Source organism: Isoptericola sp. NPDC057391 (assembly GCF_042668085.1).
In the GTDB taxonomy this organism is placed as follows: Bacteria; Actinomycetota; Actinomycetes; order Actinomycetales; family Cellulomonadaceae; genus Isoptericola.
On sequence record NZ_JBHVBO010000161.1, the window covers coordinates 1 to 9,507 of the forward strand.

Sequence of the window (9,507 nt, forward strand, 5' to 3'; positions counted from 1 at the left end):
GCGGCAGACTGTCCGGGTGCCGCCCACCCCGACCGCTCGCGGTCCCGTCGACGCCGCCCTGGTGGCGTGCGCGGACGGTGATCCCGAGAGGTTCGGGGCCGTCTACGACGCGCTGGCTCCGGTGGCCTACGGGACGTCGTTGGGCGTGCTCCGGGACCCGGACCACGCCGCCGAGGTGACCCAGGAGGTGATGGTGGAGGTGTGGCAGACCGCGGCGCGGTTCGATCCGGCCCGCGCTTCCGCGCGCACCTGGGTCGCGACGCTCGCCCGCCGGCGGGCCGTGGACCGCGTCCGCGCAGAGCAGTCCCGGCGGGACCGGGACCAGCGCGACCTCGAGATCTCGACCGCGGGCCCCGCCCGCGACGTCGTCTCCGAGGACGTGGAGCGCCGCCTCGAGGGCGCCGCGGTGCGGCGGTGCCTCGACTCGCTGACGTCGACGCAGCGCGAAGCCGTGGTCGAGGCCTACTACGGCGGGCGCACCTACCGCGAGGTCGCGGAACGCCTCGGCGCGGCGCTGCCCACCGTCAAGAGCCGGATCCGCGACGGCCTCGGCCGGTTGCGCGACTGTCTGGGGGTCGCCCGTGGCTGACGACGACACCACGCGCGACGCCTGGGACCTTCTCCCCGCGTACGCCCTCGACGCCGTGGACGACCTCGAGCGCCGCGCCGTCGAGCGGCTGCTGGAGTCCGACCCCGACGCGCGGCGCGCCCTCGACGAGTACCTCGACGTCGTCGCCGCGTTCGCGGTGGAGGAGGAGCCGCCCGCGCACGTGCGCGACGCCGTGCTCGCGCGGGTGGCCGGCACACCGCAGGCCGCGCAGCGGCGGACGGCGACCGGCACGCCCGCGACCACGGCCGTCCGACCGCGCCGCCGCTGGGGTCTGGTCGCCGCCGCGGCGGCCGCGGTGATCGCGGTCGCCGTACCGACGACGATCGCCGTCCAGGAGCACCGTGAGGCGGCCCGATGGGAGGCGCAGGCGGACCGCGTCGCGCAGATGCTCGCCGACCCGGACGCGCGCCTCGTCACGGCGCCCGTGCAGGGCGGCGGCGAGGCCACCGCCCTGGTCTCGGGCGACGACGTCCTGGTCTCCGCAGAGGGCATGCCCGCCCCGGGCGAGGGCCACGACTGGCAGCTGTGGATCGTCGCCGACGACGCGCCCGTGTCCGCGGGCCTGATGCCGGCAGCCTCCGGCGGCGTGTCGCGCGCGCTCGTCGAGGGCGGCGCCGGGCACGTGGTCGCCGTGACGCTGGAGCCCGCGGGCGGCTCGGCGCAACCGACCACCGACCCCGTGCTGGCGATCGAGGCCTGACCCACGGACACCGGTCCCGTACGGAGCCCCCCGCACGCCGAGGGCCGCCGCACCCCCTGCGTGCGGCGGCCCTGCGAGCCTCGAGCGGAGTGCCGGGATCCCCGGCGCGGCGTCACATCGGGGGCATGAGCACCGAGTCGACGAGGTAGACGGTGGCGTTCTGGGTCATCACGCCGCCGCAGACGACGTCGGCGTCGTTGACCTTGAGGTCGTCGCCCGAGCCGGTGACCTCGAGGGTGTCGCCCTGGACGGTCTCGTGCTCCCCGGCGACGTCCGCGGGCAGGATCTGACCGGGCACCACGTGGTAGGTGAGCACCGTGGTCAGGAGGTCGGCGTCTGTGGAGAGGGTGTCGAGGGTCTTCTCGTCGACCTTCCCGAAGGCGTCGTCGACCGGTGCGAACACGGTGAACTCGCCGCCGTTGAGCGTGTCGACCAGGTTGACGTCGGGGTTGAGCTCGCCGCTGACGGCCTGCGTGAGGGTCTTCAGCATCGGGTTGTTGGACGCGGCCACGGCGACCGGGTCGGTCGACATGCCCGTGATGGAGCCGGCGCCGTCCGGCACCTGCTCGGCGTAGGCGTCGCAGCCGGGGCCGACGAGGTTCGCGGCGGGGTCGGCGGACATGCCGTCGCCCGAGTCCTCGCTCATCTCGTCCGACGGCTCGTCGGAGGCCATCGGTGACTCCTCGGTCATCGTCTCCTCGGAGCCGGACCCGGCGTCGGAGCCGGAGTCGGACGAACAGGCGGCGAGCCCCAGCAGAGCCAGGGTGGCGAAGCCGGCGGCGGCGGTGCGGGTACGAGTGCGGACGTTCATCGTTCTCTCTCCTTGCGTCGTCGCCCCTCCGGTCCGGGGCGCTCGACGGGGGTTCGGAGCGGACGCCGCACCGGATGGGGTCGTCCGCGATCCCATCCGTCGGCCCCGCGGTTCCGAACGACGGGCATGGAGACCCTGGTCCTGATCGGCCTGCTCGGTGGCCTTATCACCGGCATCTCGCCGTGCATCCTGCCCATGCTCCCGGTGATCTTCTTCGCCGGCGGGGTGCAGGGCGCGCGCGAACCGGCGCTGCGGTTCGACGTGCCGACGGCGGTGCGCACCGGAGCGGGCGGGCAGGTCGAGACCGGCGTCGCGCCGGCGGGCGGGGCGGCCGCCGTCGACCTGGCGGACCGGCCCGTCCGGCGTCGTGCGCGGTCGTGGCGCCCCTACCTGGTGATCGCCGGGCTGGTGCTGAGCTTCAGCGCGATGACGCTGCTGGGCTCGCTGGTCCTGGGTGCGCTCGGGTTGCCGCAGGACCTGCTGCGCTGGGTGGGCATCGTGCTGCTGGCGGCCCTCGGCGTCGGGATGATCGTGCCGCGGTTCGAGGAGGTGCTGGAGCGCCCCTTCCTGCGGCTCGCGTCGCTGGGCTCGCGCCGCGCGGCGGGCCAGGACCGGGGCGCGTTCCTGCTCGGCCTCGGGCTGGGGGTGCTGTACGTGCCGTGCGCCGGCCCGGTGCTGGCGGCGATCACGGTCGCCGGCGCGACGGGCGACATCGGGCCTGGGACGGTCGTGCTCACCGTGTCGTTCGCCGTCGGGGCGGCGGTCCCGCTGCTGGTCTTCGCGCTCGCCGGACGTCGGGTCGCGGAGCGGGTGTCGGCCTTCCGCCGCCACCAGCGCGGTATCCGCGTCGCGGGCGGCGTCGTCGTCATCCTGCTCGCGGGGGCGCTTGCTCTGAACCTGCCGCAGCAGCTGCAGCGAGCCCTGCCCGACTACACCGGGGCGCTGCAGCAGCAGGTGGACGAGAACGCGTCCGTGCAGGAGGCGCTGGACCTGGGCGGCCTCGTCACCGACGCGAACCGGGAGCTGTCGAACTGCTCCAACGGCTCGACCGAGCTTGCGGACTGCGGCACGGCGCCGCCGCTGACCGGCATCACGCAGTGGCTCAACACCCCCGACAACCAGCCCGTCGACCTCGAGGACCTGCGCGGCCAGGTCGTCCTGATCGATTTCTGGACCTACTCCTGCATCAACTGCCAGCGGGCCATCCCGCACGTGACGGCCTGGTACGACGCGTACCGCGACGCCGGCCTCGAGGTGATCGGCGTCCACACGCCGGAGTTCGCGTTCGAGCGCGAGACCCGCAACGTGGTCGCCGGGGCCCGCGACCTCGGTGTCGAGTACCCGGTCGCGCAGGACAACTCCTACTCGACGTGGACGGGCTATCGGAACCGGTACTGGCCGGCGGAGTACCTCGTCGACGCCGACGGCACCGTGCGCTACATCAAGCACGGCGAGGGCGACTACGGCGTCACCGAGCAGCACATCCGCGACCTGCTGCAGGCCGCCGACCCGGACGTGGTGCTTCCGCCCGCGACCGACGTCGCCGACACCACGCCGGGCGAGGAGACGACGCCGGAGACCTACCTCGCGCTGAACAAGGTCTTCAACTACGCCGGGGTGTCCGACTACGGCTCCGGCGAGGCGACGTACGAGCACCCGGACGACCAGGCGCAGGACACCTTCTCGCTCGGCGGCACGTGGGACGTCGACTTCCAGGGGGCGGCCGCCGCCTCCGACGGCGCGAGCCTGCGCCTCGCGTACCGGTCCACGGACGTGTTCAGCGTGCTCGGCGGTGAGGGGACCGTCACGGCGCGCGTGCTCGCCGAGGACGGCACGGTGCGGGAGGAGCGCGACGTCGACGTGGCCGGCAACCCGACCCTGTACGACGTGCTGCGCGGCGACGGGCCGACCGCGGGCGTCGTGGAGCTGGACGTCCCCGAGGGCGTGTCCGTCTACACCTTCACGTTCGGCTGACGGCCGACGTGCGCGAGCGTCCTGTCGGTCAGGAATCACCCGCGGAATCCTGACCTGGAGGGACTCGCGGTGGGTCCGGGGTCTACGCTCCCGGCATGCGCGATGACGGGCGTCCCGGCCGAAGGCGGCTCCGCCGCTCGACCGTGCTGGTCACCGTGGTGGCCGTGCTGGCGGCAGCGGCCCTCGGGGGGTGGTGGGCGCTGTCGGCGAGCGCCGAGGTGCGGCCGGGATCGTTCCAGTCGAGCACGACGGGCCACCCGGACGAGTGCGCGTTCCCCGCCGACGACTTCTGGGCCCTGTTCGCCCAGGACGAGGAGGTGGTCGCCATGCTGACGGTCGCGAGCGACTCCCGGTGGCCGGTGGAGGTGACGAGCCTGCGTCCGGAGGTGTTCCGGTTCGACCGCCGCGTCGTCCGGCCCGGCGAAGGCTTCGTGTTCCACGACCCGTCGGACGGGCCGCCGCCGGGGGCAGGGACCGCGGACCGTGTCGTCATCCCGCCGGGCAGCGAGGCCGCGCTGTGGATCGTCTCCCCGCTCGACGAGGGCACCACGGTCGATGCGGGCGCCCGCCTCGGGGTGGACCAGGCACCGGTGCGGGTCCGGTCGCTCGGGATCGCCCGTGACACGGTGGTCGACTTCGACAGCCTCTGGATCAGCGGGCTCGACAGCGACTCCGCCGAGTTCCAGAGCGAGCTCGAGGGGCTCTGCGCCGGCTGACGGCGCCGGTCACCCTCACGACCAGCCCTCCACGGCCTGCACCCACGCGCCGACGCGCACCTCCGCGCCGTCGAGCACGTCGAGCTGCGCGGCAGGAACCAGGGTGACGGGGGCGGCGTCGGGGGTCGGGGCGACCTCGACGGCCGTCGTGACGTCCGCGTCGTTCGCCGTGGACATGGCGCGCCACTGCACGGTCGCCAGCGCCCGCTCGCCGGCGGGCACGACGACGCGGCCGGCGACGACGCCCGGCGCCGCCGGCCCCGTCGTGACGTCGTCCTGCGGCGCGCCGTCGGCGTCCCGGAACGTCAGCCGCGGCACTCCGCCGAGGGCGCACGGACGTCCGGAGACGTTCTCGGCGTGCACCGCGAGGTACCGGCTGCCGGTGGCCGCGTCCGGCGCGCCGAGCGTGAGGCGCAGGTCGTCGCCGGTGCACGCGGGGGCGTCGTCGTCCGCGGGCCACGGCTCGACGCCGGCCGGCAGGGGCGCGGTGCGCTCCTCGGGCGCGGGCGGCGCCGACGCCGCGACCCAGCCGTCGCGGCGAGCGGCATGGCCCGGCTCGGTGAGCGTGTAGGCGAGGGGAGCGCCGCCGACGGCGCGCGCCGGGTCGTCGAGCCACCGGGCGACACGGTCCGCCTCGGGGGACGACGTCGGCCCGGCCAGGCCCACCTGGAGCGTCCGCGCCGCGTCCCCGGCCGCCGCCGTGCCCTCGGGGAACCCCGCGTGCACGACCGCCGACACGACGCCGGGCCGTCCGGCCGCCTCGGCGGCGAGCCGTGCCACCGCGGGGTCGGGGACCCGGCCGGAGGTGTCGTACCGCACGGCGCCGTCGGCCGTGCCGAGCGACGCGGCGATCCCGTGCTGAGCGGCCGCCTCCGCCAGCCGCACGAGCCCCGCGCCGTCGGGCGCTTCCGCGCTGACGCCGCTCACCGTCGTCGCGCCCGCGTCGCGGAGGGCGAACGCGTCCGCGACGGACGACGCGTCGCCGTCCTCGGCCACCCATGCCGTGAGGGGGTAGACCTCGACGCCGTGCACGGTGCGGGGCTCCCCGGCGTGCACCGTCGTGGTGTGCGACAGCGTCCGCACGCCGTCGACCTGCGCGGCGGCCAGGAGGCCGTCCGCCCGGGCAGCGGCGGCGCTCGCGGCGGCGGGGTCGAGCCCGTCCTCGAGCACGACGTCGACCTGGGCGCGGGCGACGTCCCCGTCCTTCGCGTCACGGAGGGTCACCTCGTAGCCGGCGACCTCCGCGGAGGCGACGCCGGGGACCTCGGCGGCCTGCCGGGCGGCCGCGCGCAGCTCGTCCGGCACGGGGTCCCAGTGGTGCCGGGCGACGACGAGGGTCACCAGCGCGGCGGCGACGATCAGGGCGGTCACCAGCGCGGACGTGCGTCGTCGGGTCACGAGGGGAGCGTGCCAGACCAGCGGATCGGGCGAGCGGCGGACCTGGGCGCGCCCTGTGCAGATGCTGCGACCTTCCGGATGAGAACCCCCTCATGGTCGCCTCATCCGTGACTCAGGCAACCTCCGCAGGGTTGCCAGGGTGCGACAGATATCAGCAGTCGAACCCGATCGTCCGGCCCGGCGCCGGGTCGCGTTCTACTCCCACGACACGCAGGGCCTCGGCCACGTGCGGCGCACGTCGCTGCTGGCGCGCGCGGTGGTGGACGCCGACCCGGACGTCGACGTCCTCCTCCTGTCCGGCGCGCGGGAGGCGACGAGCCTGCCCCTGCCGGAGCGCACGGAGGTCGTGACCCTGCCCCGCGTCGGCAAGGACCCGGACCGCGGCTACGGGCCCCGCACCTGGGGCGGCACGCTGGACGACGTCGTCCACGTCCGCGCGGGCGTGCTCGACGGCGCGCTGGCCGCCTTCCGGCCCGACGTCCTGGTGGTCGACAAGGTGCCGCTCGGCGTGGGCGGCGAGCTGCTGCCCGCGCTGCGGCGGCTGCGCGCCGAGGGCGGCACCGCGTGCGTGCTCGGCCTGCGTGACGTGCTCGACACCCCCGAGGTCGCCGTCCGCGAGTGGCGCGAGCAACGCTCCACCTCCGTCATCGAGCGGTTCTTCGACGAGGTGTGGGTGTACGGCGACGCGCGCGTCTACGACCCGCTCACGGAGTACGCCCTGCCCGAGCACGTCGCCGCCAAGGCTGTGTTTACCGGATACCTCGGTCGTGGTCGCGCGTCCACCACGGAGCCCTCGATCGACAGCGGGCCCTACGTCCTCTGCCTGGTGGGCGGCGGGCAGGACGGCGCCGCGCTCGCGGAGGCGTTCGCCGCCGCGCCGCTGCCCGCGGGCCACCGGGGCGTGCTCGTCACCGGGCCGTACCTGCCCGAGGCGACGCGCGACCGGCTGCACGCCGGTGCCGCCGGCCGCGACGACCTCGAGGTGCACGCGTTCGTGCGCGACGTCGTCCCCCTCGTCGAGGGCGCGGCCGCCGTCGTGACGATGGGCGGCTACAACTCCGTGTGCGAGCTGCTGGCGTCCGGCCGCCCCGGCCTGGTCGTGCCGCGCACGCACCCCCGCGCCGAGCAGCTCGTGCGCGCCTGCCGGCTCGCCGACCTCGGGCTGCTCGACGTCCTCGTCGGCGCGATCACCCCCGAGCGGGTGGGTGCCTGGCTCGCCCGCACCGCCGCGGACGTCGCGCCCCGACGGCCCGAGATCGACGTCGACCTCGACGGGCTGGCGCGCGTCCCGGAGCTCGTCGCCGGGCTCGTCGCCCGGTTCGCGACGCCCGCCCGCGCGGCGACCGCCGCCCCGCACCCGCAGGACCAGCAGGAGGAGGAGCACCGTGCCACGGCCTGACATCATCCCGAGGACCACCCCGCTGCGCGTCGGCTACGTGACGAAGATGTACCCGCGCTTCTCGGAGACGTTCATCGTCAACGAGGTGCGCGGCCTGGAGCGCCGCGGCGTGCAGATCGAGATCTTCTCGCTGCGCGCCCCGGTCGACACGCGGTTCCACGCGGCGCTGGCCGACGTCGCCGCGCCGGTGCGGTACGTGCCGCGCGCCGCCCGGGCTGCGGACGCCTGGTCGGCGCTCGCGGACGCGCACGACCGGCTCGACCTGCGCGCCCTGCCCGCCGAGACCCTCGCGGACCTGCTCGCCGCCGACCCGGAGGACGCCGTGCAGGCGCTGTGGGTCGCGACCGCCGCGCACGACGCCGGGCTCACCCACCTGCACGCACACTTCGGGTCGGTCGCGACGACGGTCGCGCGGCTCGCCGCCGCCGTGCTCGGCATCGGGTACACGTTCACCGCGCACGCGAAGGACATCTTCCACGAGTCGGTGGACCCCGCCGACCTGCGGGTCAAGCTCTCGGACGCGCGCGCCGTCGTCACCGTGAGCGATCACAACCTCGCCTACCTGCGCGACACCTACGGGCCCGCCGCGGACGCCGTCGTGCGCGTGTACAACGGGCTCGACCTCGACGAGTACGCCCGCACGACGGCGGCGCGCCTGCCCGGGCGCGTGTGCGCCGTCGGGCGCCTCGTCGGGAAGAAGGGCTTCGGCGACCTCCTGGACGCGCTCGCCCGGCTCGTGGCCGACGGCCGCGACGTGCACCTCGACCTCGTCGGCTCCGGGCCGCAGGAGGCCGAGCTGCGCGACCGCGCCGCCGCGCTCGGTCTGCTGCGGGACGGCGCGGAGCACGTGACCTTCCACGGCCCGCTGCCGCAGGACCGGGTGCGGGACGTCGTCGCTCGCGCCGCCGTCTTCGCCGCGCCGTGCGTGCTCGGCGCGGACGGCAACCGCGACGGCCTGCCCACCGTGCTGCTGGAGGCGATGGCGCTCGGCACCCCAGTCGTCTCGACGCCGGTCACGGGCATCCCCGAGGCCGTGCACGACGGCGCGACCGGCCGGCTCGTGCCGCCCGGCGACGCCCCCGCGCTCGCCGCAGCCCTCGGCGCCCTGCTCGACGACCCGGCCGAGGCGCGCCGCCTCGCCGACGGCGGACGGGCGCTGATCGAGGCCGAGTTCGACGTCGTCGGCACGTCCCGGCGGCTGCTGGACGTGCTGGAGAGCGCGGCGACGCCCGCCGCGGAGGGGAGGGCGGCATGAGGGTCGCGTACGTGAGCTCCGACTCGGGCGTCCCGGTGTTCGGCCGCAAGGGCTCGTCCGTCCACGTCCAGGCCGTGCTGCGCGAGCTGGTGCGCGCCGGCTGCGACGTGCACGTCGTCACGACGCGCCCGGGCGACGACACCCCCGCCGACCTCGCCGGCGTCGTCGTGCACCGCGTCCCCGTGGCGCCCACGGGCTCCACGGCCGGGCGCGAGCGGGCCCTGCAGGACGCGGACGCGCAGGTCGGCGACGTCCTCGACGCGCTGCACGAGCGGGCCGGGATCGACCTCGTCTACGAGCGCTACTCCCTGTGGGGCACGGCGGCGACGGCCTGGGCCGACGACGCGGGCGTCCCCAGCCTGCTCGAGGTGAACGCGCCGCTCGTCGCCGAGCAGCGCACCCACCGCGAGCTGGTCGACGAGGCGGGCGCCGAACGCTGCGCGCGCGCGGCCATCGGCGCGGCGACGGCGGTCGTCGCCGTGAGCGGCCCCGTCGCGGCCTGGGCGGCCGACCGCGCCGGCCCGCACCCGGAGAAGGTCCACGTGCTGTCCAACGGCGTCGACACCGGGCGGATCGTCCCGGCCGCAGACCGGTGCGGGGGCCGTCGCGACCTGTCGGACTCTTCGCGCGGACGCGTTCACGGG

The 9,507-nt window shown here is 75.9% G+C and carries 9 protein-coding genes; 7 read left to right on the plus strand and 2 right to left on the minus strand.

Features of this window, described 5'->3' with window-relative positions:
- Positions 1-16 precede the first annotated feature (16 nt).
- Together sigK and ACFUVW_RS16780 are read left to right on the plus strand one after the other, a co-directional pair.
- On the plus strand, positions 17-589 hold the full coding sequence (sigK, locus tag ACFUVW_RS16775) for an ECF RNA polymerase sigma factor SigK (RefSeq protein WP_430572465.1): 573 nt from the start codon (positions 17-19) through the stop codon (positions 587-589).
- Entirely contained in the window at positions 582-1,310 is a 729-nt protein-coding gene (locus ACFUVW_RS16780) for an anti-sigma factor domain-containing protein (protein ID WP_430572457.1), read from the plus strand. The genes sigK and ACFUVW_RS16780 overlap by 8 nt, the downstream gene beginning before the upstream one ends.
- Positions 1,311-1,422: 112 nt before the next feature.
- Here the strand turns inward: ACFUVW_RS16780 and ACFUVW_RS16785 are convergent, their stop codons facing one another.
- Positions 1,423-2,121, minus strand: a complete 699-nt coding sequence (locus tag ACFUVW_RS16785) for a fasciclin domain-containing protein (RefSeq protein WP_430572458.1) — start codon at positions 2,119-2,121, stop codon at positions 1,423-1,425.
- Between the two features lie 126 nt (positions 2,122-2,247).
- Here ACFUVW_RS16785 and ACFUVW_RS16790 point away from each other — a divergent pair, with 126 nt between their 5' ends.
- Together ACFUVW_RS16790 and ACFUVW_RS16795 are read left to right on the plus strand one after the other, a co-directional pair.
- A complete protein-coding gene (locus ACFUVW_RS16790) occupies positions 2,248-4,095 on the plus strand; it encodes a cytochrome c biogenesis protein DipZ (protein ID WP_430572459.1) in 1,848 nt (615 codons plus the stop codon).
- Positions 4,096-4,190: 95 nt separating this feature from the next.
- Positions 4,191-4,811, plus strand: coding sequence for a hypothetical protein (locus ACFUVW_RS16795; RefSeq protein WP_430572460.1), 621 nt, complete (start codon positions 4,191-4,193; stop codon positions 4,809-4,811).
- A 15-nt stretch (positions 4,812-4,826) separates the two neighbouring features.
- Here ACFUVW_RS16795 and ACFUVW_RS16800 read toward each other — a convergent pair whose 3' ends face one another.
- Positions 4,827-6,209, minus strand: coding sequence for a DUF4232 domain-containing protein (locus ACFUVW_RS16800; protein ID WP_430572461.1), 1,383 nt, complete (start codon positions 6,207-6,209; stop codon positions 4,827-4,829).
- A gap of 139 nt (positions 6,210-6,348) precedes the next feature.
- Here ACFUVW_RS16800 and ACFUVW_RS16805 point away from each other — a divergent pair, with 139 nt between their 5' ends.
- The 3 genes from ACFUVW_RS16805 to ACFUVW_RS16815 form a co-directional block, all read left to right on the plus strand.
- Positions 6,349-7,608, plus strand: coding sequence for a glycosyltransferase family protein (locus tag ACFUVW_RS16805; RefSeq protein WP_430572462.1), 1,260 nt, complete (start codon positions 6,349-6,351; stop codon positions 7,606-7,608).
- Positions 7,595-8,863: a glycosyltransferase family 4 protein gene (locus ACFUVW_RS16810; RefSeq protein WP_430572463.1), complete on the plus strand. Its 1,269-nt coding sequence runs from the start codon at positions 7,595-7,597 to the stop codon at positions 8,861-8,863. The genes ACFUVW_RS16805 and ACFUVW_RS16810 overlap by 14 nt, the downstream gene beginning before the upstream one ends.
- 11 nt (positions 8,864-8,874) lie before the next feature.
- A partial coding sequence (locus tag ACFUVW_RS16815; RefSeq protein ID WP_430572464.1) for a glycosyltransferase family 4 protein occupies positions 8,875-9,507 on the plus strand: 633 nt, incomplete at its 3' end.

Bases quoted from the DNA above. Each gene is read 5' to 3' on its own strand.
- ACFUVW_RS16790 (WP_430572459.1), top strand. From the start codon at position 2,248: ATGGAGACCCTGGTCCTGATCGGCCTGCTCGGTGGCCTTATCACCGGC.
- ACFUVW_RS16785 (WP_430572458.1), bottom strand. From the start codon at position 2,121: ATGAACGTCCGCACTCGTACCCGCACCGCCGCCGCCGGCTTCGCCACC.
- ACFUVW_RS16795 (WP_430572460.1), top strand. From the start codon at position 4,191: ATGCGCGATGACGGGCGTCCCGGCCGAAGGCGGCTCCGCCGCTCGACC.